19 protein-coding genes are annotated in these 22,055 nt (G+C 61.8%); 6 read left to right on the top strand and 13 right to left on the bottom strand.

Annotation, left to right across the window (positions count from 1 at the left end; genetic code table 11):
- The first annotated feature begins 114 nt into the window (after positions 1–114).
- Together metE and Q8M42_RS17540 are read left to right on the top strand one after the other, a co-directional pair.
- Entirely contained in the window at positions 115–2,418 is a 2,304-nt protein-coding gene (metE, locus tag Q8M42_RS17535; protein WP_304870531.1) for a 5-methyltetrahydropteroyltriglutamate--homocysteine S-methyltransferase, read from the top strand.
- A gap of 207 nt (positions 2,419–2,625) precedes the next feature.
- Positions 2,626–3,615: an alpha/beta fold hydrolase gene (locus tag Q8M42_RS17540; protein WP_304870529.1), complete on the top strand. Its 990-nt coding sequence runs from the start codon at positions 2,626–2,628 to the stop codon at positions 3,613–3,615.
- A gap of 68 nt (positions 3,616–3,683) precedes the next feature.
- On the opposite strand, the gene Q8M42_RS17545 is transcribed toward Q8M42_RS17540, so the two are convergent.
- The 4 genes from Q8M42_RS17545 to Q8M42_RS17560 form a co-directional block, all read right to left on the bottom strand.
- A complete protein-coding gene (locus Q8M42_RS17545; RefSeq protein ID WP_304870527.1) occupies positions 3,684–4,190 on the bottom strand; it encodes a DUF1993 family protein in 507 nt (168 codons plus the stop codon).
- A 234-nt stretch (positions 4,191–4,424) separates the two neighbouring features.
- On the bottom strand, positions 4,425–4,895 hold the full coding sequence (locus Q8M42_RS17550; RefSeq protein ID WP_304870526.1) for a MaoC family dehydratase: 471 nt from the start codon (positions 4,893–4,895) through the stop codon (positions 4,425–4,427).
- Positions 4,892–5,854 (bottom strand): alpha/beta hydrolase, encoded by a 963-nt coding sequence (locus Q8M42_RS17555; protein WP_304870524.1) that lies wholly within the window; start codon positions 5,852–5,854, stop codon positions 4,892–4,894. Before Q8M42_RS17555 ends, Q8M42_RS17550 begins: the two co-directional genes overlap by 4 nt.
- A gap of 72 nt (positions 5,855–5,926) precedes the next feature.
- Positions 5,927–6,655, bottom strand: coding sequence for an ABC transporter substrate-binding protein (locus tag Q8M42_RS17560; RefSeq protein ID WP_304870522.1), 729 nt, complete (start codon positions 6,653–6,655; stop codon positions 5,927–5,929).
- 186 nt (positions 6,656–6,841) lie between these two features.
- On the opposite strand from Q8M42_RS17560, the gene fadD2 reads away from it, so the two are divergent.
- Entirely contained in the window at positions 6,842–8,530 is a 1,689-nt protein-coding gene (gene fadD2, locus Q8M42_RS17565) for a long-chain-fatty-acid--CoA ligase FadD2 (RefSeq protein WP_304870520.1), read from the top strand.
- A 383-nt stretch (positions 8,531–8,913) separates the two neighbouring features.
- Positions 8,914–10,602: a long-chain-fatty-acid--CoA ligase FadD1 gene (gene fadD1, locus Q8M42_RS17570; RefSeq protein ID WP_304870518.1), complete on the top strand. Its 1,689-nt coding sequence runs from the start codon at positions 8,914–8,916 to the stop codon at positions 10,600–10,602.
- A gap of 63 nt (positions 10,603–10,665) precedes the next feature.
- Here the strand turns inward: fadD1 and Q8M42_RS17575 are convergent, their stop codons facing one another.
- From Q8M42_RS17575 to Q8M42_RS17590, 4 genes are all read right to left on the bottom strand, one after another.
- Complete coding sequence (locus Q8M42_RS17575; RefSeq protein WP_304870607.1) at positions 10,666–11,037, bottom strand: hypothetical protein; 372 nt, start codon at positions 11,035–11,037, stop codon at positions 10,666–10,668.
- Between the two features lie 2 nt (positions 11,038–11,039).
- On the bottom strand, positions 11,040–11,843 hold the full coding sequence (locus Q8M42_RS17580) for a putative RNA methyltransferase (protein WP_304870516.1): 804 nt from the start codon (positions 11,841–11,843) through the stop codon (positions 11,040–11,042).
- Positions 11,837–12,994 (bottom strand): succinyl-diaminopimelate desuccinylase, encoded by a 1,158-nt coding sequence (dapE, locus tag Q8M42_RS17585; protein WP_304870514.1) that lies wholly within the window; start codon positions 12,992–12,994, stop codon positions 11,837–11,839. Before dapE ends, Q8M42_RS17580 begins: the two co-directional genes overlap by 7 nt.
- Positions 12,995–13,087: 93 nt before the next feature.
- Positions 13,088–15,682, bottom strand: coding sequence for a glycosyltransferase (locus tag Q8M42_RS17590; RefSeq protein ID WP_304870512.1), 2,595 nt, complete (start codon positions 15,680–15,682; stop codon positions 13,088–13,090).
- 251 nt (positions 15,683–15,933) lie between these two features.
- Between Q8M42_RS17590 and tcdA the strand changes: the two genes are divergently transcribed.
- Positions 15,934–16,749 (top strand): tRNA cyclic N6-threonylcarbamoyladenosine(37) synthase TcdA, encoded by an 816-nt coding sequence (gene tcdA / locus Q8M42_RS17595; protein ID WP_304870510.1) that lies wholly within the window; start codon positions 15,934–15,936, stop codon positions 16,747–16,749.
- A gap of 91 nt (positions 16,750–16,840) precedes the next feature.
- Positions 16,841–17,644 (top strand): substrate-binding periplasmic protein, encoded by an 804-nt coding sequence (locus Q8M42_RS17600; RefSeq protein ID WP_370692756.1) that lies wholly within the window; start codon positions 16,841–16,843, stop codon positions 17,642–17,644.
- On the opposite strand, the gene Q8M42_RS17605 is transcribed toward Q8M42_RS17600, so the two are convergent.
- The 5 genes from Q8M42_RS17605 to dapC all read right to left on the bottom strand — a co-directional run bounded on the left by Q8M42_RS17605 (position 17,623) and on the right by dapC (position 21,992).
- A complete protein-coding gene (locus Q8M42_RS17605) occupies positions 17,623–18,054 on the bottom strand; it encodes a SufE family protein (RefSeq protein WP_304870506.1) in 432 nt (143 codons plus the stop codon). The two genes, Q8M42_RS17600 and Q8M42_RS17605, sit on opposite strands and share 22 nt — an antisense overlap.
- Positions 18,051–19,256: an aminotransferase class V-fold PLP-dependent enzyme gene (locus Q8M42_RS17610; RefSeq protein WP_304870504.1), complete on the bottom strand. Its 1,206-nt coding sequence runs from the start codon at positions 19,254–19,256 to the stop codon at positions 18,051–18,053. Before Q8M42_RS17610 ends, Q8M42_RS17605 begins: the two co-directional genes overlap by 4 nt.
- A 103-nt stretch (positions 19,257–19,359) precedes the next feature.
- On the bottom strand, positions 19,360–20,394 hold the full coding sequence (gene dapD / locus Q8M42_RS17615; protein WP_304870502.1) for a 2,3,4,5-tetrahydropyridine-2,6-dicarboxylate N-succinyltransferase: 1,035 nt from the start codon (positions 20,392–20,394) through the stop codon (positions 19,360–19,362).
- A 39-nt stretch (positions 20,395–20,433) separates the two neighbouring features.
- Positions 20,434–20,781, bottom strand: a complete 348-nt coding sequence (locus Q8M42_RS17620; RefSeq protein WP_289239274.1) for an ArsC family reductase — start codon at positions 20,779–20,781, stop codon at positions 20,434–20,436.
- Entirely contained in the window at positions 20,781–21,992 is a 1,212-nt protein-coding gene (dapC, locus tag Q8M42_RS17625; protein ID WP_304870498.1) for a succinyldiaminopimelate transaminase, read from the bottom strand. The genes Q8M42_RS17620 and dapC overlap by 1 nt, the downstream gene beginning before the upstream one ends.
- Positions 21,993–22,055 lie beyond the last annotated feature (63 nt).

Raw genomic sequence — 22,055 nt, forward strand, 5'->3', positions numbered from 1 at the left:
CATCCACCCTACATGAATAAAACTATAGATCAAGGCGAATAGATTGAGTTTGTCTCACTTAGACAGGATGCCGAGAATAGCCAGCATCTTATTGATCTGCTGGAGCGTTCTGACATGGCCTTGTCCCATTCCCTTGGTTTTCCGCGTATCGGTCGCGACCGTGAACTGAAAAAAGCCCTGGAGGCCTACTGGAAAGGCGAGCTGGACGAAGCCGGCCTGCAAGCGGTGGGTCGCGAGCTGCGCGCCGCCCACTGGCAGCTGCAGAAGGACGCCGGCATCGACCTGCTGCCGGTCGGCGACTTTGCTTGGTACGACCAGGTGCTGACCCACTCGCTGAGCTTCGGCGTGATCCCCGAACGTTTCCGCCCGGCAGACGGTAAGCCGACCCTGGATACCTTGTTCGGCATGGCGCGCGGTGCCGTTGCAAACAAGAGCAGCCAGAGCGCCTGCTGCGGTGCGCACGCGCAAGAGATGACCAAATGGTTCGATACCAACTACCACTACCTGGTCCCCGAATTCAGCGCCGATCAGCAGTTCCAGCTGAGCTGGGAGCAACTGTTTGATGAAGTAGAAGAAGCGCGCGCCCTGGGCCATCGCGTCAAACCGGTGCTGATTGGCCCGCTGACCTATTTGTGGCTGGGCAAGGCCAAGGGTAGCGAGTTCGATCGTCTCGACCTGCTGGAGCGGTTGTTGCCGGTCTATGGCGAGATCCTGCAGCGCTTGGCCGCCCAGGGTGTGGAGTGGGTGCAGATCGATGAGCCGATTCTGGTGCTGGACCTGCCGCAAGCCTGGAAGAATGCCTTCGAGCGTGCCTATAACCTGCTGCAGCGCGAGCCCGGCAAGAAGCTGATCGCCACCTATTTCGCTGGCCTGGAAGACAACCTCGGCCTGGCCGCCAGCCTGCCGGTGGATGGCCTGCATATCGACCTGGTGCGCGCCCCCGAGCAGTTCCCGAGCATTCTCGACCGCCTGCCGGCCTACAAGGTGCTGTCGCTGGGTGTGGTCAACGGCCGCAACGTCTGGCGCACTGATCTGCAGCCGGTTCTGCAGATTCTGCAGCAGGCTCAGGAGCGCTTGGGTGAGCGCCTGTGGGTGGCGCCGAGCTGCTCGCTGCTGCACAGCCCGGTCGATCTGAACCGGGAAGACCAGCTGGATGCCGAGCTGAAAAGCTGGCTGGCGTTTGCCGTGCAGAAGTGCGAGGAAGTCGCGCTGCTGACCACCGCCCTGAATGACCCGCAGAACGCCCAGGTGCAGGCCGCACTGGCAGCAAGCCAAACCGTGCAGGCCAGCCGCGCGCAATCACCGCGCATCCACAAACCGGCCGTGCAGGCACGTCTGGCCGCGATTACTGCCGCCGATAGCCAACGCCAATCGCCATTTGCCACACGTATCGAGCAGCAGCGCGCGCGTCTGCAGTTGCCGGCGTTCCCTACGACCACCATTGGCTCGTTCCCGCAGACAGCTTCGATCCGTCTGGCACGCCAGGCGTTCAAGGCCGGCAAACTGTCGGCGAGTGATTACACCGAGGCCATGCACAGCGAGATTCGCCACGCCGTCGAGGTGCAGGAAAACCTCGGCCTGGATGTGCTGGTGCACGGTGAGGCCGAGCGCAACGACATGGTCGAGTACTTTGCCGAGCAGCTTGATGGCTATGCCTTTACCCGTTTCGGCTGGGTGCAGAGCTACGGCTCGCGCTGCGTCAAGCCGGCGCTGATCTATGGCGACCTGAGCCGGCCAAAAGCCATGACCGTGGCCTGGATCGGCTACGCGCAAACCCTCACCCGCAAAGTGATGAAGGGCATGCTGACCGGCCCGGTGACCATGCTGATGTGGTCTTTCCTGCGTGACGATATTTCCCGCGAACAGCAGGCGCGGCAGTTGGCCCTGGCGATTCGTGACGAGGTGGTGGACCTGGAAACGGCCGGCATCAAGATCATCCAGATCGACGAAGCCGCCTTCCGTGAAGGTTTGCCGCTGCGTCAGGCGCAGTGGCAGGGGTACCTGAACTGGGCCACCGAAGCCTTCCGCCTGTGCGCCTCGGGCGTGCGCGATGCAACGCAGATCCACACCCATATGTGCTACAGCGAGTTTAACGATGTGATTGAGTCCATCGCCGCCATGGATGCCGACGTGATCACCATCGAGACCTCACGCTCGGACATGGAGCTGCTGGAAGCATTCGAACGCTTCGACTACCCCAACGATATTGGCCCCGGCGTCTATGACATCCACTCGCCACGGGTGCCGGACAGCAGTGAGATGGTCAAATTGCTGCGCAAGGCCGCCCAGCGTATTCCCGCCGAACGCCTGTGGGTCAACCCGGACTGCGGCCTGAAAACCCGCGCCTGGCCCGAGACTGAGGCGGCGTTGATCAATATGGTGTCTGCCGCACGGCAGTTGCGCACCGAGCTGGCCTGATAGCGTTCTGTCGCGGCTAAAGCCCCTCCCACGGTTCTGATCAGCTGTGGCAAGGGCTTTAGTTGGCGCTTCTTGTCGTTATAGGAAGACCGCTCGTCTCCCTTCATCAAACTGTCACGCTTGTGTGGCAGCGCGCTCGTACAAACATCACCACACTCGCGTCTTAATGGGGTGCTGCGTTCTGCTGTCCCGGGTCTGGGTGATGTTATGCGTGGGTTGATTCTTCTCGCTGCACTGTTGTGCGGCCTGCCGGTTTTTGCGGCGCAGCGTTGTGATATTCAGGTGCCGACGCATACGGCGGATGTGGGTGAGGTACGTCTGGCGTACCAGAGCATTGGCCGCGACAGCGATCCGGCCCTGCTGCTGGTGATGGGCTTGGGCGGACAGCTGATCCACTGGCCGGATGAAGTGGTGGCGCGCCTGTGTCAGCAGGGCTTTCGGGTAATTCGCTTTGATAACCGCGATGTCGGCCTGAGCACTTGGGCCGGCACGGCGCCGGCAATCAATCTGACCTACGAAGCGCTGCGTTATCGGCTCGGCCTGTCGGTGGCTGCGCCCTATGGCCTGCGTGATATGGCGCAGGACGCCCTGGGCCTGCTGGATGCCCTGGCGGTGGATCAGGTGCATGTGCTGGGCGCGAGCATGGGCGGGATGATTGCCCAGCATATGGCCGACCTTGCACCTGAGCGGGTGCAGAGCCTGACCTTGATCATGACCAGCTCCGGTGCTCAGGGGTTGCCGGCGCCAAGCAGCGCGCTGCTGAGTCTGCTGGCCAAACGTGAAGCGCCCAACCGCGCGATAGCCCTGGAGCAGCAGGCCGACCTGCTGGCCGCGTTGGGCAGCCCGACGGTCAGCGATGACCGGCAGTTACTGCTGCAACAGGCGCAGATTGCCTACGACCGGGCGTTCAACCCGGAAGGCGTGCAACGGCAGTTGTTGGCGATTCTGGCGGAACCGAGCAGGGTCGAGCTGCTCAACCGTCTGCGCGTGCCAACCCTGGTGGTGCATGGCACGGCCGATCCGCTGCTGCCGGTGATGCACGGCGTGCATGTGGCGGCGCATATCAAAAACAGCGAATTGAGACTGATCCCCGGCCTGGCCCACCGCTTTCAGGAAGCGTTCAAAGAGCCCTTGCTGGCGGCGGTGTTGCCGCACCTGCAGGCCCATCGGGGCGATGGGCAGTGGGCGAGGCTGTAAGGCTGTCGACTCTTAAAATCTGTTTTTAACGCTGCAGGGCCGACGCGCAGCAGATCGCAAATAGATTTTTAGCGGGTGCCGAGAAAATCACGCTTACCGATGGCCACGCCGTTATGTCGCAGGATGGCGTAGGCGGTGGTGAGGTGGAAATAGAAGTTCGGCAGCACGTGATCAAGCAGGAAGGCTTGGCCCTGGAAATGGGTTTCCTTGTCGCGGCGCTTGAGGGTGACGGTGCGTGCTTCGCTGCCGTCGATCTGCGCGGCGCTCAGGCCTTGCAGAAAGCTTAAGGTCTTGGCGATACGCGCTTGCAGTTCGGCGAAGCTGGTTTCGTCGTCGGCATGGCTCGGTGCTTCTACTTCAGCCAGCAGCGCAGCGCCAGCTTTGGCGCCGTCGCAGGCGATCTGCACCTGGCGGCTCAGGGGGAACATATCGGGGGCCAGGCGCGCATTGAGAAATACGCTCTGCTCGATCTTCTTCTCTTCGGCGTGGGCTGCGGCGATGCCGAGGATGGTCGACAGGTTGTTCAACTGACGGGTGAAGACCGGGATGGATGCTTGGTACATGGACAGGGACATGGGTATCTCCAGAAGCGCCGAACCGGATTGCCCAGGCGCGATTGTGTAGAAGGACAGTGCGCCGCCGCAGGCAGCGGCCTGAGGCAGCAAGCTTAGAACTTGTTTCGGATCTCGCGAGCTAGAGCCCTGCAAGGCAAAAACAGGCGAGAAAGCGGAGTGTACTTTTGTACATGAGCATTTCGAGCCTGTTTTTAACGCAGCAGGGCCGACGCGCAGCAGATCCGAAGCAGGTTCTTAGCCGATGGTGATCGGCGGCAACTTAGTCAGCTCAACGGTCTGTGCTTTGCGCGGGGCGAGGATTTCCGCTTCGCCGTCCACTACCAGCTCATCGTTCTGGTTGAACACACGGGTGGCCACGCGTACGCGGAATTTCGGCAGCTTCTCGAGGATTTCCAGGCGCACGGTGAGGGTGTCGCCGAGTTTGACCGGTGCGGTAAAGCGCATGCTCTGGCCGATATAGATGGTGCCCGGGCCAGGCAGCTCACAGGCCACGGCGGCGCTGATCAGTGCACCGCTGAACATGCCGTGAGCGATACGCTCCTTGAACATGGTGGTAGCGGCGTAATCAGCATCCAGGTGCACCGGGTTGTGGTCGCCGGAGACTTCGGCAAACAGCTGGATATCGCGTTCGCTGACGGTTTTGCTGTAGCTGGCGGTCTGGCCGACTTCAAGAACGTCGTAGGGCGTGTTGCTGCTCTGGGTCATGGATGGCTCTCTTGACTCTGTAGGTGGCGCTGGCGCGGTTGGCTGAGGGCCTGTTGCAACCAGTCGATGATGTAGGCGGTCACTTCGTCGCGGTTGCTTTCGTTGAGCAACTCGTGACGGGCGTCCGGATAGATTTTTATCTGCACATGCGGGTTGCCGGAGGCTTGCAGGGCATTGCCCAGGTCTTGCTGACGATGGCCGTCGCTGACTGGGTCACAGGCGCCGCCAATCACCAGTAACGGCAGGCTGTTGTCGATCTGCGCCAGGCTGTGCAGTGGGGTGATCTGTTGCAGGCCGCCGAGCAGGTCGACCCACAGCTGGTTGCTGCAGCGGAAACCGCACAGCGGGTCGTTGACGTACTTGTCGACTTCCAGCGGGTCGCGGCTCAGCCAGTCGAAGGCCGTGCGATTGGGTTTGAAGGCCTTGTTGAACGAACCGAATGAGGCGAATTCGAGCAGGGCGCTGTAAGCCTGCGGGCCTTGCCGCCAGCGCTCGAAACGCGCCAGCAACTGGCCGACGCGGTACAGCGCCACGGGCTGGTAGTTGGAGCCGGAGAGAATCGCGCCCTGCAGGCTGCAGCTGTGCTGCATCAGGTAGGCCTGGCCGATGTAGCTGCCCATGCTGTGGCCGAGCAGGAAAATCGGCGTTTGCGGGTGGCTCTGGCGCATATGGTGGTTGAGGTTGGCCAGGTCATTAACCACCAGTTCCCAACCTTTGTTGTCGGCATAGTGGCCGAGCAGGCCGTGTTCGGCGGTTTTGCCATGCCCGCGCTGGTCATGTGCATAGACCTCGAAGCCTTGCGCCACCAGCGCTTCAGCCAGGCGTGCATAGCGCCCGCTGTGTTCGGCCATGCCGTGGGCGACCATCAGCAACGCTTTCGGCGGCTGTTCGGCATACCAGCGGTTGACAAAGAGGGGCGCTGCATCGGTGCTGTTGAGCCAGAACGCTTGGTGGAGCATGGCGAATCCCTTAAGCCTGCAGAAGCTGCGCATTGTGCACTCCGCGCGGCGCGGCGCAAAGTCCGTGCGGGTTTAAGGGTTATGGCTGCGCAGTATCCGCATATATTCACCGCTGCCAAACAGATCGCGCAGACCCTGCTCGAAGATTTCGCTCCAATCCGGTTCGCCAGCTTTGGCGGGCACAAAACCGACCAGTAGCGGGATACGCTCCAGCACATTGCCGTGCCAGCTGAGCTTGCCGCGCAGTTGCTCATCGTTGGCGATTAGGTGGTTACCGACGATGCGTTCGAGCAGCACCATGTCGAAGCGTCGGGCATTGAGTTTGCGCAGGTTGCTGATGTCGTCCACGGCGTCTTCAAGCGTCAGCCCGGCATCGAGAATATGCTGCGGGTAGCCGTAACCGCGCACGATGCCCAGGGTTTTGCCGCGCAGTTCCTGCAGCTGGTTGAACTGCAGCGGATAGCCGTTGCGGATAAACAACCCCAGCTCGCTGTAGAACAGCGGGCGCGAGGGCTGCAGGCCTTCCTCTTTGATCTCCTTGGGCCATAGCGCCAGCGCGCCCTGATAGTTGCCGTTGCCCAACTCCACGCGTACTCGCGCCCAGGGCAGAAAGTCGATCTGTACCGGATAGCCGCGCACGGCAAAGGCGCGGCGGGTCAGGGCGACGATGCTGCCGCCATCTGGCAGGTGTTCGGAGCTATAGGGCGGGTATTCCAGGGTGGCCATGCGCAGTTGTGGTTCGGCCTGCGCCAATTGCGCGAAGAGAAACAGCAATGTTGCAACGAATAGAACGATAGGCATGGGGAGCCGTCAGCGTAGGGTGCAGATTGGTTATAGGCGGCGCGGCAGGATAGTTCCACACGGAGCGGCAAGATTCAGTACGTCAATGACGCTGCCCGGCTATTTGCCTGTTTGGCGTTAGCTGTTAACTTCCAGCCAACTCCGCAGCGCGGATTAGGATCATCTCAGGGCAAGAGGATAAAAATAATGCAGCCTGATTTCTGGAGCGACAAACGCCCGGCCGGCGTCCCCAATGACATCGACCTGGGGGCTTACAAGTCGGTGATCGAGGTGTTCGAGCGCTCGTGCAAGAAGTTCGCTGACCGGCCCGCTTTCAGCAACCTGGGCGTGACCCTAACCTATGCCGAGCTTGATCGGCTCTCGGCGGCCTTTGCCGCTTACCTGCAAAAACACACTGACCTGCAGCCAGGCGAGCGCATCGCCGTGCAGATGCCTAACGTGTTGCAGTACCCGATTGCCGTGTTCGGCGCCATGCGCGCCGGGCTGATTGTGGTCAACACCAACCCGCTGTACACCGCCCGCGAAATGCGCCACCAGTTCAAGGATGCCGGCGTACGCGCGCTGGTGTACCTGAACATGTTTGGCAAGCTGGTGCAGGACGTGCTGCCGGATACCGAGATCGACTACCTGATAGAAGCCAAGATGGGCGACCTGCTGCCGAGCCTCAAGGGCTGGCTGGTCAACACCGTGGTGAAGAAGGTCAAGAAGATGGTCCCCGACTACCACCTGCCGCAGGCGGTGTCGTTCAAGGATGTGCTCAAGCAGGGTCATGGCCACGCGCTGAAACCGGTCAAGGTCGGCCAGGAAGACATCGCCGTGCTGCAATACACCGGCGGCACTACGGGCGTGGCCAAGGGCGCGATGCTCACCCACGGCAACCTGGTGGCCAATATGCTGCAGGTCGATGCCTGCCTGTCGCAGCTGGGCAGCGATGGCACCCCGCTGATGAAGCAGGGTCAGGAAATCATGATTGCGCCGCTGCCGCTCTACCATATCTATGCGTTTACCGCGAACTGCATGTGCATGATGGTCAACGGCAACCACAACGTGCTGATCACCAACCCGCGTGACATTCCGGGCTTCGTCAAGGAGCTGGGCAAGTGGCAGTTCTCCGCGTTGCTGGGGCTCAACACGTTGTTTGTCGCGCTGATGGATAACCCCGAGTTCAAGAACCTGGATTTCTCTCACTTCAAACTGACTAACTCAGGCGGTACTGCACTGGTCAAAGCCACTGCAGAGCGTTGGCAGGCGATGACCGGTTGCCCCGTGACCGAAGGCTATGGCCTGACCGAAACCTCACCGGTGGCCAGCACCAATCCCTATGGCGATAAAGTGCGTCTGGGTACGGTGGGCATTCCGGTGCCGGGCACGGCGTTCAAAGTCATTGATGATGATGGCGTTGAACAAGCACTGGGCGAGCGCGGCGAGCTGTGCATCAAGGGCCCGCAAGTGATGAAGGGCTACTGGAACCGCGAAGAAGCCACCGCCGAGGTGCTGGATGCCGAGGGTTGGTTCAAGAGCGGTGATGTGGCGGTGATCGACCCGGATGGTTTCGTGCGCATCGTCGACCGCAAGAAGGACATGATCATCGTCTCCGGTTTCAACGTGTACCCCAACGAGATTGAAGACGTGGTTATGGCCCACCCGAAAGTCGCCAGCTGCGCGGCCATCGGTGTGCCGGACGAGAAGTCCGGGGAAGTGGTCAAGCTATTCGTCGTGGCCCGCGACAGCAGCCTCAGCGCCGATGAGCTAAAGGCCTACTGCAAGGAAAACTTTACCGGCTACAAGGTGCCCAAGCAGATCGTCTTCCGTGATTCGCTGCCGATGACCCCAGTCGGCAAGATTCTGCGTCGCGAGCTGCGCGATATCGCCTGATCTATTGAAGGCAGTGACTGTTTCAGCGCATGCCGCAGGCCAACTGTGGCTGCGCTGAAATCTCTGCAAGTCCTACGCAACGCCTATAGCTCGCCACTTTCAGCGAAATCATAAAGATGACCAGGTTGTATGTGTTGGTCACTTTTGTGACTGCCGCGGCGCTTATTGGTGCTAGTCGCTGTTTGGCAAAGCTGCTACTCTCGGGCGGCTTTTTTGTGATCCGCTATCCATAGTGGCCAGCCTCTTGAGGCCGTCGCTGTGCGACGACAAAAATTGCTCCCGGCAATTTTTTTGCCGTTCAAGTCGCAGAAAACACGCAAATCTACAATAAACAACCGTCTATGCGCGGTGAAGATCAAGCTGTTGCTGAGGAGTGGGCTTCCATGACCGAAAACTTTTGGAAGGATAAGTATCCCGTTGGGATTGCTGCCGAAATCAATCCTGACCAGTACCCGAACATCCAGGCGGTACTGAAAGAGTCCTGCCAACGCTTCGCCGACAAGCCAGCTTTCAGCAATATGGGTAAAACCATTACCTATGGTGAGCTGTACGAGTTGTCCGGCATCTTTGCCGCCTACCTACAGCAGCACACCGACCTGCAGCCCGGCGATCGTATCGCCGTGCAACTGCCCAACGTGCTGCAGTACCCGGTTGTAGTCTTCGGTGCCCTGCGCGCCGGTCTGGTGGTGGTCAACACCAACCCGCTGTACACCGCGCGCGAACTGGAGCACCAATTCAACGATTCTGGTGCCAAGGCCCTGGTCAGCCTGGCCAACATGGCCCATTTGGTTGAGCAAGTACTGCCGAAAACCGGGATCAAGACGGTCATCATCACCGAAGTCGGTGACATGCTCTCACCGCTTAAGCGCCTGCTGGTCAACAGCGTGGTCAAGCACGTGAAGAAGATGGTGCCGGCCTACAACCTGCCGCAAGCCGTCAAGTTCACTGCAGCCATGGCCAAGGGCCGTGGTCAGGCGTCCAAGGACGCCGCGCCGAACAATGGCGAAATCGCTGTACTGCAATACACCGGCGGCACCACCGGCGTGGCCAAGGGTGCGATGCTGACCCATCGCAACCTGATCGCCAACATGCTCCAGGTCAAGGCGCTGATGGGCTCGGAAATGAGTGAAGGCAGCGAAGTGCTGATCGCGCCGTTGCCGCTGTACCACATCTACGCCTTCACCTTCCATTGCATGGCCATGATGCTGATTGGTGGGCACAACGTGCTGATCACCAACCCGCGTGATCTGCCCGCGATGACCAAGGACCTGGCCAAGTACAAGTTCACCGGGTTTGTCGGCCTCAACACCCTGTTCGTTGCCCTGTGCAACAACGAGGACTTCCGCAAGCTGGACTTCTCCACCCTGAAGGCCACTTTCTCCGGCGGTATGGCGCTGCAACTGGCGACCGCCGAGCGCTGGAAGCAGGTGACCGGGTGCTCAATCTGCGAAGGCTTCGGCATGACCGAGACCAGCCCGGTGGCCTCGGTTAACCCGTTCAGCAATATCCAGATCGGCACCATCGGTATTCCGGTCCCCTCGACAGTGTGCAAAGTGATCGACGATGAAGGCGTCGAGCAGCCGCTGGGTTCGATTGGCGAGCTGTGCGTCAAAGGTCCGCAGGTGATGAAGGGCTACTGGCAGCGCCAGGAAGCCACCGAGGAAATCCTTGACGCCGAAGGCTGGTTGAAGACCGGCGACATCGCGGTGATCCAGGAAGACGGTTACATGCGCATCGTCGACCGCAAGAAGGACATGATTCTGGTGTCCGGCTTCAACGTCTACCCGAACGAACTGGAAGACGTGCTCGCCACCCTGCCGGGCGTGCTGCAGTGCGCAGCCATCGGCGTGCCGGACGAGAAGTCGGGCGAAGCGATCAAGATCTTCGTGGTGGTCAAACCGGGTGAAACCCTGACCAAAGAGCAGGTCATGGAGCACATGCGCGCCAACGTCACCGGCTACAAGGTGCCGAAAGCCGTGGAATTCCGCGACGTACTGCCAACCACCAACGTCGGCAAAATCCTGCGCCGCGAACTGCGTGACGAAGAGCTTAAGAAACTGGGTAAGAAGTAAACGCCCGGTTAAACAAAACCCCGCCTAGGCGGGGTTTTTTGTGCTTGTTTGAAAGCCGCTCGGTTAGCCGGTGCGCCAGGTGATTTCCTCTACCCCATCGGCGCTGATGCGCATCCAGCGGTCGGCCTGCTCGTCACTTTCTTCTTCCTGCCAGCCGCCGGGGGCGCAGCGCACTTCGACATTCAGTGCGGCGAAGGCGGCCTGGGCGCAGGCCAGGTCGTCAGCCCAGGGGGTGGTATCGCTTTCCAGGAACAGGCTGTGCCACTTGCCGACAGCCTTGGGCAACCAGGTGACAGGTACTTCACCGGCCATGCATTTGTAGGTCTGGCCTTTTTGCTGCCAAGGTGTGCAGCTGCCCAGCGCGCTGCTGAGCCACTCACCGATAGCGATGTGGTCGGCGTCTTTCAGGTAAATCTCGATATCCGGTTGGCGCATGGTCATAGTCTCTCGATCCAGTCGTAGCGGATGGCAACAGTCACGTCGCAGGGTTCGGCAATCACCGCCGCGCGCTTTTCGGCGCTGGCGCGCCAGCCGTGTGGGGTCATGGCCAGCAGGTCGGCGCGGGCCTCGCTGCTTTGCAGGTGCAGATTAAAGGTCAGGGTTTCGCTGTGGGCCAGGCGCATGCCGTCGGGGATCAGCTCCAGGTGCTTCTGATCATCGTAGTCGCGCACTTCGTCATACAGCTTCTGCCGCAGTTCCATCAGATGTTCGCGGGTCGGGCCCATGCGCAGCAGGCCGCCACCGGGGGCGAGCAGGCGTTTGGCCTCTTGCCAGTCGAGCGGGCTGAAGACGCTGGCCAGCAGTTGGCAGCTGGCATCACTCAGTGGCACGCGGGCCATGCTTGCCACCAGCCAGTTGAGCTGGGGCGCACGCTTGCAGCCGCGTTTGATCGCTTCGCGGGAGATGTCCAGGGCGTAGCCGTCGGCTTGTGGCAGGGCGTCGGCGATCTGCGTGGTGTAGTAACCCTCGCCGCATCCGATATCCAGCCAGCGCGCGGGCTTATAACCGGCGGCCAGTTCGGCCAGGCGCTTGGCCAGCGGCGCGTAATGACCGCCGTCGAGAAAGCGCCGCCGCGCCTCGACCATGGCGGCGTTGTCGCCGGGGTCGCGGCTGTTCTTGTGCTGCACCGGCAGCAGGTTCAGGTAACCCTGGCGCGCGCGGTCAAAGCGGTGGTTGGCCGGACAGGCCACGCCGTTGTCGAGCGTTTGCAGCGCCGCTTGGCAGATGGGGCAGATCAGCATGCGAGCAGATTGACCAAGGTTTGATAGTAAATCTCGGTCAGCACATCCAGATCACTGGCCAGTACGCGTTCGTCGACCTGGTGGATGGTGGCGTTGACCGGGCCGAGTTCGACCACCTGGGTGCCGAGGGTGGCGATAAAGCGCCCGTCGGAGGTGCCGCCGCTGGTCGACGGGCGGGTGTCGCGGCCGGTGACTGCCTTGATGCTGGCCGCTACGGCGTCGAGCAGTGCGCCCGGTTCGGTGAGAAATGGTAGGCCGGAAAGCGCCCAATCCAGGTGATAGTCCAGGCCGTGTTTGGCAAGGATTGCCTCGACGCGCTGCTGCAGGCCTTCAACCGTCGATTCGGTGGAGAAGCGGAAGTTGAACACCGCCGTCAGCTCGCCAGGGATCACGTTGGTCGCGCCGGTGCCGGCATTCAGGTTGGAAATCTGGAAGCTGGTCGGCGGGAAGAACGCGTTGCCGTCGTCCCAATGCTCGGCAGCCAGTTCGGCCAGGGCCGGCGCGGCCAGGTGAATCGGGTTACGGGCCAGGTGCGGGTAGGCCACGTGGCCTTGCTTGCCGCGTACGCTGAGGGTGCAGCCAAGCGAGCCACGGCGGCCGTTCTTCACCACGTCGCCAACCAGGGTGGTGCTCGATGGCTCGCCAACGATGCACCAGTCCAGGCGCTCGTTGCGTGCGCGCAGGCGCTCGACCACGGCCTTGGTGCCGTTGTGCGCCGGGCCTTCTTCGTCGCTGGTGATCAGGAAGGCGATACGGCCTTTGTGATCCGGGTATTCGGCAACAAAGCGTTCAACGGCGATGATCATCGACGCCAGGCTGCCTTTCATGTCCGCCGCGCCACGGCCGCAGAGCATGCCGTCTTCGTCGATCAGGGCATTGAATGGCTGATGCTGCCAGTTCTGTACCGGGCCGGTGGGCACCACGTCGGTGTGTCCGGCAAAGCACAGTACGGGGCCGTCGTCCTTGCCGTGGCTGGCCCAGAAGTTGTCCACTTCCTCGATCCGCATCGGCTCGATGGTGAAACCGCAGGCGGCAAGGCGGCGCGTCATCTGTTCCTGGCAGCCTTCATCAAGCGGCGTGACGGATGGGCGACGAATCAGCTCGCAGGCAAGCTCCAGCGTCGGGGAGAGGGGCATGGCGTTGGCGGTCATTGCGGCTCCAAGGCGGCATCAAGCGGAAAGGCCGCCATCTTAAAGCAAAACGGCGGCCATTGGCCGCCGTCTGGCATTCAAGCTCGCTTGTACTCAGCTGGCCGCGGCGGTTTCCTGCGGGCTTGCCTGAGGCGCTGGCAACGATGACAGCAGGGCCATGATCAGCGCCGCCAGGTAGGGCAACGATTGCACCAGGAGCATGGCCACCCAGAACTTCACGTCGGCGCTGGGCAAGCCCTGGACGATGCTGATGCCGATGGCTGAACCCCACAGCAGCAGCATGATAAAGACTTCTTCACGGGCCTCGGCCAGAGCCACCATGATGCCATGGTTGCTGGCCATCTTCGGTGTGCGGAAGAACGGGATGGTCTTGGTGAACGTGCCGTAGAGCACCGCTTTGGCAATGGTGTGCGACAGCGCCAGGCCGGCGATGGCTGCCTGGAACGAGCGCACCAGGTCAACACCCATGGCCTTGCGGTACAGGAACAGGATCTTACCGAGCTTGAAGAAGAACAGCGCCAGTGGCGGGATGGCGAAGATCATCAGCGGCGGGTCGACCCGCTGCGGCACGATGATCATCGCCGCCGACCAGAGCAGCGCACCGACGGTGAAGAAGATATTCAGGCCGTCGGCGATCCATGGCAGCCAGCCGGCGACAAAGTGGTAGCGCTGGCCGGTTTTCAGTTCGGAGCTCTTGCCGAGGAACAGGCTGCGGGCGTGGCCCTTCATGATCTGAATGGCGCCGTAGGCCCAGCGGAAGCGCTGCTTCTTATAGTCGATAAAGGTGTCCGGCATCAGCCCCTGACCAAAGCTCTGGTTGGCATAGGCGGCGGAGTAGCCTTTCTCGAACACGCGCAGGCCCAACTCGGCGTCTTCACAGATGGTCCAGTCGGCCCACTTCAGTTCGTCCATCACCGTGCGGCGGATCATGGTCATGGTGCCGTGCTGGATGATCGCATTGCGGTCGTTGCGGGTGACCATACCGATATGGAAGAAGCCTTTGTATTCGGCGTAGCAGAGCTTCTTGAAGATATTTTCGTTACCGTCGCGGTAATCCTGCGGCGACTGCACCACGGCGATCTGCGGGTCACTGAAGTGCGGCACCATGTACTTGAGCCAGTTCTTGTCGACGCAGTAATCGGCGTCGATCACCGCCACCACTTCGGCATCCGGTGCGGTGTGCGGCAGGATGTAGTTCAGCGCGCCGCCCTTGAAGCCGGCAATCGGTGCGACGTGGAAGAAACGAAAGCGCGGGCCCAGCACTTTGCAATAGGCCTCTACCGGCTCCCATACGGCCGGGTCTTTGGTGTTGTTGTCGATGATGATGACTTCGTAATCCGGGTAATCCAGTGCGGCCAGAGCGTCGAGGGTCTGTTTGACCATCTCCGGCGGCTCGTTGTAGCAGGGCACGTGGACCGACACCTTGGGCCGGTAGGCGCTGTCGGCTAGCACCGGCTGGAACGGTCGGCGGCGCGCGCGGGTCCAGGCGGTTTCGGCCAGCTCATGGGCTTCGGTGAGCAGCACGATAAACACGCCGAAGGCACCGATACCCAGCAGCAGGCCGACCAGGGTGCTGAACCAGGTGCTGTATTGCTGGCTGTAGTCGTAGCCGATCCACACCAGGGCCGAGCCGCCGGCGAAGGCGACGATGGTCAGGAAGGTGCGTCCGCGCTGGCGCAGGGCGCTGCCGTCGATCAGCATCAGCGCCAGGCTGAGCAGGGCCAGCACCACCGAGGCGATGGCCAGCAAGCGCCACTGCGGAATCGCTACCACCGGCCCTTCGAAGGCGAACTTGGCCTGGCGATCAAGGTTGTATACGCCCCAGTAGGCGCCTACCGAGCCTTCGTCGCTGGCCTTCCACGGCTGGTCGAAGGCTTCGATAACGAAGTAGTTGTAACCCTTGGCGTTCAGCGCATTGACCAACGTGCGCAGGTAGATCGCCTGGTCCGCCTGGGAGGCATCGGCGCCGCCGCGCATGCGGCCGTTGCTCGGCCAGCCAACCTCGGAGAGCAGCAGGGGTTTTTTCGGGAAGAGCTTTTTCAGGTCTTTGGCGCGTTCGAGGACGAAGTCGGTGGCGTCTTCCATCGGCACGAACTCCCAGTAGGGCAGTACGTGGGCGGCGACCAGGTCGGTGTGCTCGGCCAGTTCCGGGTATTCCTGCCAGATGTGCCACTGCTCGGAGGTGGTCACCGGCACCTTGACCGCCGCGCGCACGCGGTCGATATAGGCAATCAGGCCCTCTGCGGTAACCTCTTTGCGAAACAGGGCTTCGTTGCCGACCACCACGCGCACCACGCTGCGGGAGTTATTGGCAATTTCGATGGCTTTGGTGATTTCCCGTTCGTTGCGTTCCAGGTCCGGGCTGATCCAGATACCCAGGGTCACGCGCAGGCCGAACTCTTCGGCCAGCAGGGGAATGTTGCCCAGCGGGCCGTCTACTGAGTAAGTGCGGATGTTGTCGGTCTGGGTACTCAGCAATTCCAGGTCGGCACGCATCTGCTCATCGCTGGGGTAGCTGCCCTGCTGCGGATTCTGCCCGGCGCGGAAGGGCGAGAAGGAATAGCCGGAAATCTGTTCGGGCCAGTCAGGCGCGGTGATTGGGCGGTTGTACAGCGCCCAGATACCAGTAAACAGGGCGGCAATCGCCAGGAACATGACCAGGTTCAGTCCAAACTTACGCGAAGGCATAGTGTGCAGGTCCAGCGAAGGGGCAATAAAAAGCGACGGACGTCGGGTGGCGCATGCTACGCCGCAGCCATTGGGCTGTATAGCGGTGCGCAGCGGCATACTGATAGAACGCTGAAGGGGGTTGATGGTTCATATGATGGCCATATGCTACGGCTGTTCATCGGTTCAGGCGGTCTAGACCAAGACAGTGCTTGGGTGCACCCCGTCGGCTACCTATAATGCGCGCCGGTTGTGGCTTGCGAGAGAGAAGAATGCCTGTGGATGAACAACGCTTTGCCGGGATCGCCCGTCTGTATGGCCGCCAGGGCGCCGAACGGCTGGCGGCTGCGCATGTGGCGGTGGTCGGGATTGGCGGTGTGGGCTCCTGGGCGGCGGAAGCGTTGGCGCGTTCTGGAGTGGGCGAAATCTCGCTGTTTGATCTGGATGATGTCTGCGTCAGCAACACTAACCGCCAGCTGCATGCCCTCGACAGCACGGTTGGTCAGCCCAAGGTCGAGGTGATGGCGGCGCGTATTCGCGGTATCAATCCAGCTTGCGTGGTGCATGCGGTGGCGGATTTTGTGACCCGCGAGACCATGGCTGAGTACATCACCGAGCACCTGGATGCGGTGATCGATTGCATCGACAGCGTCAACGCCAAAGCGGCGCTGATTTCCTGGTGCAAGCGGCGCAAGATCCAGGTGATTACCACCGGCGGCGCGGGCGGGCAGATCGATCCGACGCAGATCCAGGTCGGCGACCTGAACAAGACCTGGAATGATCCGCTGGCCTCCAAGGTGCGTTCCACCCTGCGCCGCGACTACGGTTTCTCGCGCACGCCAGGGCGCAACTACAGCGTGCCGTGCGTCTACTCCAGCGAGCAGCTGCGCTATCCCAAGCCTGATGGCACGGTGTGTCAGTACAAGGCTTTTGTCGGCGAGGGGGTCAAACTCGACTGCGCCGGCGGTTTTGGCGCCGTAATGATGGTGACCGCCACCTTCGGCATGGTGGCTGCTGCGCGTATCGTCGATAAATTAGTCGCTGGTACGCGGCGACCGGCGCAGCGACCGCGCTCGCCTGATGCATAGCCGCGCGTGTTGACTAATCTGTAAAAACGACCGGTTAAGGTCGCTGTTCAGCAGGGATATGCTGTTTTTCGTTTTATTGAGGTGTGCTGTGTTGTCCCTGCTGCGTCATGTGTTATGTCATTTCCCGCGATCTGCGCTGCTGTTTGCAGCGCTTTCCGCTTGCCTGAGTGCCCATGCCAACCCGCTTGTGCGGATTGGTACCGGCGACTGGGTGCCCTATGTCGACCAGCACCGCGAGGATGGTGGCGCCCTGTCGCGGCTGGTGCGCGATATCTTCACGGCAGCCGGTTATCAGGTTGAATTCGTCTACTACCCCTGGGACCGTAACCTGCTGATGCTCGAGCAGGGTGGCCTGGATGCGGTAATGCCGTACATCTGCAACAGTGCCCGTCAGCGCGTCAGTACCTGCAGCGATGCGGTAGTGAAGGGCGAAGTGGTGCTGTTCCAGCGTAAGGACCGAGTACTTGACTGGCAGCATGTGGAAGACCTCAAGGCGTTTAGCATCGCCACCACCCTGGGCTACTCCTATGGTCCGCAGTTCGATGCGGCGGTGCAGGGCGGGCAGTTGCAGGTGCAGCAAAGCGGCAAGGAAGACACCGGCTTTCGCCTGCTGGAGCTGGGGCGCGTGGATTTTCATCCGCAGGACCGGGCGGTGGGCTACGCCATGCTGCGGCGTATATTTGCCCCCGAAGCGCGGGCTGCAATCACCCATCACCCACGGCTGTTGAACGCTGAGCCGCTGCACCTGCTGTTTCGCAAAGGCGATGCCCAGGTCGATCAGCTGCGTAAGGTATTCAATGCCGGTTTGCGCCGTCTGGCGCAGAGCGGTGAGCTGGAGCGTCTGCAGCAGGCCTTGTACTCCGGCAATGCCGATCAGTGGCGCGCTGCGCCCTGATCGTCGGCATTCAGCAATTGCTGCATTCGCGTCAGCACGGCCTGCAGGCCATTGCTGCGTGAGGGCGACAGGTGGCGGGCCAGGCCGAGCTGGGTAAACCAGTCCGGCAGATCCAGCTGCGTCAGTTCGCTCTGTGCCAGGCCATTGACCCGTGCCAGCAGCAGCGCAAGCAGACCCCGCAATAATCGAGCATCGCTGCTGGCGCGAAACTGCCAGTGCGCGCCGTCGGGCTCGGCCAGCAGCCACACCTGACTCTCACAGCCTTGCACCCGGTTGGCTTCACAGCGTTCTGCGTCGTTGAGCGGGGCAAGCTGGTCGCCCCACTGTATCAGCAGGCGTGCGCGCTGTTCCCAACCGGGGCAGGCGCTAAAGGCTTGCAGCGCCGTCTGGGCGCTGGCGGGCAGGCTCACTGCAACAGCTCCAGGGCCTGATCCAGGGCGCTGAAGAAACGCTGCAGATCGCTGCCATCGTTATACAGCCCCAGGGATACGCGAATCGCCCCGCTCAGGCCAAGGCCCTGCAGCAGCGGCATGGCGCAGTGATGGCCGGCGCGCACGGCAATCCCTTGCTCGGTCAGCAGGTGAGCGAGGTCGGCGTTGTGCACGCCGTCGACCACAAAGCTGGCCAAGGCGACAGTCGGTGTGCCGAGCAGGCTCAGGCCTTGGCGCTGCTGCAGCCCAGTGATCAGCTGGCTATGCAGGGCAGCTTCATGGGCGCTGACGGCATTGGCGTCGAGGTTGCTCAGGTAATCCAGACTGGCGCCTAAGGCGATCACTGAGGCAATTGGCGGCGTACCGGCCTCAAAGCCCAGTGGCGCAGGGCGAAAGCTGGCGTTGTAGTAGTCGGTGTGCAGCAGCATCTCGCCGCCAAACTGCCAATGCGCCAGCTGTTCCAGGGCCTGCGGGCGGCCATAAAGCAGGCCGACACCGTCCGGGCCATAGAGCTTGTGACTGGAGCAGATATAGAAATCGCAGCCCAGTGCTTGCACGTCCTGACGGCCATGTACCACGCCTTGGGTGCCATCGATTACAGTCAGCGCGCCTTGCGCTTGTGCCAGGGCCAGCAATGGCTGCAGCGGCTGCCAGCAGCCGAGCACATTCGATAGCTGGCTGACCGCCAACAAACGGGTGCGCGAGCCGATCAGCTGCGCAGCTTGGGCTAGATCGATCAGGCCCTGGGCATCCAGCGGCAGCACCACCAGCTTGAGCTGTCGACGCAGCGCCAGTTGCTGCCAGGGCAACAGGTTGGCGTGGTGTTCCAGTGCGCTGATAACGATCTCATCGCCTGGCTGAAATTGCTGTTCCAGGCCATAAGCCAGCAGGTTGAACGCCTCGGTGGCGCTACGGGTAAAGATGATCTGCTGTGCGTCGGCTGCGTTGAGCCAGCGTGCAGCCTTTTCCCGCGTGGCTTCAAAGGCACGGGTGGCGCGTTCGCCCGGCAGATGTTGGGCGCGATGCACATTGGCTGCGCCGCCGGCGTAGTAGCCGAGCAGGGCATCGAGCATGGCCTGGGGTTTTTGCGCGGTGGCGGCGCTGTCCAGATAGGTCTGGCCTTCGGCCGCAAGGGCCGAGATGCCGGGGAAGTCGGTGCGCCAGGGGGATGTCTGCGACATGGAAGCCTCAAGGCTGCAGGGTGTTCTGAGCATTGTGGGAGGGGCTTTAGCCGCGACTATTTTCAGTCGCGGCTAAAGCCCCTCCCACAGGCGTTGCGCGCAATCAGTTATGGGCGTGCAGGGCTTCGTTCAACTCAATGGCCGACTTGTGGGTCTTGCACTCCACGGCGCCGGTTTGCGAGTTACGACGGAATAGCAGGTCCGGCTGGCCGGCCAGGTCGCGGGCCTTGAGCACCTTGACCAATTTGTTATCGGCATCGAGCAGCGCCACCTTGGTGCCGGCAGTGATGTACAGGCCGGACTCCACCGTATTGCGGTCGCCCAACGGAATGCCGATGCCGGCGTTGGCGCCGATCAGGCAGCCTTCGCCAACCGAAATGACGATATTGCCGCCACCGGACAGGGTACCCATGGTCGAGCAGCCGCCGCCCAGGTCCGAGCCCTTGCCGACGAATACGCCCGCAGACACGCGGCCTTCGATCATGCCGGGGCCTGCGGTGCCGGCGTTGAAGTTGACGAAGCCTTCGTGCATCACGGTGGTGCCTTCGCCCACGTAGGCGCCCAGGCGGATACGCGCGCTGTCAGCGATACGCACGCCAGCCGGCACTACGTAGTCGGTCATTTTCGGGAACTTGTCCACCGAGAAGACTTCCAGCAGGTCGCCTTTCAGGCGCGCTTCCAGCTGACGCTCAGCCAGTTCGCCGAGGTCGACTGCGCCCTGGCTGGTCCAGGCCACGTTCGGCAGCAGTGGGAAGATACCGGTGAGGTTCAGGCCGTGTGGCTTGACCAGACGGTGCGACAGCAGGTGCAGCTTGAGGTAGGCCTCAGGCGTGCTGGTCAGCGCGGCGTCTTCGGCGAGCAGGGTGACCACCAGCGGCTTCTGGCTTTCGGCCAGGCGGGTTAGCAGGGCGGATTGCCCAGCATCGACATTTTTCAGCGCTTCGGCCAGATCGCCGGCCTGGCTGTTGTTGATGGCGATGGCCTGGTTGCCGCCCTGGTAGGCGAGTTTTTCCACGACCTTGGCGACCAGCTCGCTGCTTGGGTTGAGCAACGGTTGGGCGTAGAAGACTTCCAGCCAGGAGCCCTGACGGTTTTGGGTGCCAACGCCGAAAGCCAGGCTGAAGAGGGTTGTGCTCATGCTGTTTTCCTTACCGCAAATTCGTGTGGGCCGACGGGTTCAAACCAGTTCGGCGGCATAACGGTCGGCTTTGAAGCCAACCAGGGTCTTGTTGCCGAGATCCAGCACCGGGCGTTTGATCATCGACGGTTGGGCGAGCATCAGTTCGATCGCCTTGTGCTGATCGAGGTCGCTTTTCTGCGCCTCGTCCAGCTTGCGGAAGGTGGTGCCTGCACGGTTCAGGATGGTTTCCCAGCCATGCTCGTTGCACCACTTTTCCAGGTTGCCACGGTCTATGCCGCAGGCTTTGTAATCATGAAAGGCGTAGCTTACCCCGTGCTCGTCGAGCCAGGTGCGGGCTTTTTTCATGGTGTCGCAGGCTTTTATGCCAAACAAGGTTTTGCTCATCAGAGGCTCTTCACAAAATCGCGGATACGTTCGGCTGCCGCCACGCACTCGGCCAGCGGCGCGACCAGGGCCATGCGCACACGGCCGGCGCCCGGGTTGTGGCCGTCCACTGCGCGCGACAGGTACGAGCCGGGCACCACGGTGACATGCTCGCGGGCAAACAGCTCGCGGGTAAATGTTTCATCGTCTATCGGCGTTTTCGCCCACAGGTAGAAGCCGCCATCCGGACGCTGCACATCCAGCACGCCGTCCAGAGTCGCCAGCACCGCGTCGAATTTTTCGCGGTACAGCTCGCGGTTGGCACGTACATGGGCTTCGTCGTTCCAGGCAGCCACGCTGGCCAGCTGGGTTTGTACCGGCATGGCGCAGCCGTGGTAGGTACGGTACAGCAGGAATGATTGCAGAATGTCGGCGTCGCCGGCCACGAAGCCCGAACGCAGGCCCGGCAGGTTGGAGCGTTTGGACAGGCTGTGGAATACCACGCAGCGGTTGAAATCATGGCGGCCCAGTTCGGCGCAGGCCGTTAGCAGGCCGGCCGGCGGGTGGCCTTCATCGAAATACAGCTCGCTGTAGCACTCATCCGCAGCGATCACGAAGTCGAACGTGTCGGCCAGGGCGATCAGCTTCTTCAGCGTCGGCAGCGGAATCAGCGCACCGGTCGGGTTACCCGGCGAGCAGAGAAAGAGGATCTGGCAACGCTGCCAGACCTCGTCGCTGACGGCGTCGAAGTCCGGGTTAAAGCCGTGTTCTTCCAAACACGGCAGGTAGTGCGGCTGCGCGCCGGCGAGAAAAGCCGCGCCTTCATAGATTTGGTAGAAGGGGTTGGGGCTGACTACCAGGCCCGATTCTTGAGATGGCGAGACGTTGCGTTTGACCACCGCCTGGGTAAAGGCAAACAGCGCTTCACGGGTGCCGTTGACCGGCAGCACATGGCGCGCCGGGTCGAGCACGCCGGCCGGCAGACCAAAACGGCGGTTACACCAGTTGGCGATGGCTTCACGCAGCGCCGGAATGCCCAGGGTGGTCGGATAGACCGCAAGCTGGTCGAGGTTGGCGCGCAATGCCTCGGCGACAAACTCCGGCGAACGGTGCTTTGGCTCGCCAATCGACAGGGCAATCGGGCTCTTGTCGGCGGCTACTTGCACGCTGCCCAGCAGGGCGCGGAGCTTTTCGAACGGGTAGGGCTGCAGCTGGTTTAACGCGTCGTTCATTGTTGCTTCCTGAGGTCTTCCAGCGCCTGCATCGGTAATGTCAGGCGGCTCAAGGGTAATAAG

Source organism: Pseudomonas sp. (assembly GCF_030684895.1).
Classification (GTDB): domain Bacteria; phylum Pseudomonadota; class Gammaproteobacteria; order Pseudomonadales; family Pseudomonadaceae; genus Aquipseudomonas.